Origin of the sequence: Pseudomonas sp. 43NM1 (assembly GCF_002836905.1) — a bacterium.
Classification (GTDB): Bacteria; Pseudomonadota; Gammaproteobacteria; order Pseudomonadales; family Pseudomonadaceae; genus Aquipseudomonas; species Aquipseudomonas prosekii.
Window position 1 is genome coordinate 1 of sequence record NZ_MKGS01000122.1, and the last position, 919, is coordinate 919.

Annotated in this window: 1 protein-coding gene; it reads left to right on the plus strand. The window is 65.7% G+C overall.

Annotated features, from left to right (window positions below; all coding sequences use genetic code 11):
- The coding region (locus tag BI292_RS11315; RefSeq protein ID WP_256592651.1) for a sensor histidine kinase KdpD at nt 1-919 on the plus strand (919 nt) is incomplete at both ends.

Sequence of the window (919 nt, forward strand, 5' to 3'; positions counted from 1 at the left end):
GCACCTCAATGGCTGGAGCGAGCTGCAATTGTGCCTGCTCAATCGCGACGGCCAAGGTGGCTGGAAAGTCGAAACCGGTGGTCCGCTGGAGTTCTCCGAAGCCGAACGCGCCGCCGCCGATTGGGCCTGGCAACACGATCAACCGGCGGGCGCCGGCACCGGCACATTGCCGTTCGGGCGTTGGTGGTGGTGGCCGTTGTCGGTCGAGGACGGGCCGTTGGCGTTGCTCGGCGTGTGCGCGAAAGAGGGCCAGACCTTGAGCGGCCAGCGTCGACGTTTGTTGACGGCGCTGAGTCAACCGCTGGCGCAAGCGCTGGCCCGCGCGCAACTGGCCGAAGACCTCGAAGCGGCGCGCCTGCATGGCGAAACCGAACAATTGCGCAGTGCCTTGCTGGCCTCGGTGTCGCACGACCTGCGCACGCCGCTGACCGCCATGCGCGGCAGCATCGACAGCCTGCTGGCGCTCGGCGAAGCGATTCCTTTGGACGACCGCCGCGAGTTGCTCGAAGGCACGCGCGATGAAGCCGAACGCCTTGATCGTTACATTCAGAACCTGCTGGACATGACGCGCCTCGGGCACGGCGCGCTGAAACTGGCGCGCGATTGGGTGTCGCCGGCCGACATCATCGGCAGTTCGCTGAATCGCCTGCGCGCGGTGCTGGCGCCGTTGCAGGTCAGCGCCGAAGTGCCGGCCGAGTTGCCGTTGCTGTACGTGCACGCGGCGCTGATCGAGCAAGCGCTGGTCAACGTCATCGAAAACGCCGCACGTTTTTCTCCGCCGCACGGGCGTTTGCAAGTGCGCGCCGGGGCTGACGAAAAAGAGCTGTTTTTCTCGGTCAGTGATGAAGGCCCGGGGATTCCCGAGGAGGAGCGCGCAAAGATTTTCGACATGTTCTACACCGCCGCCCGGGGTGATCGC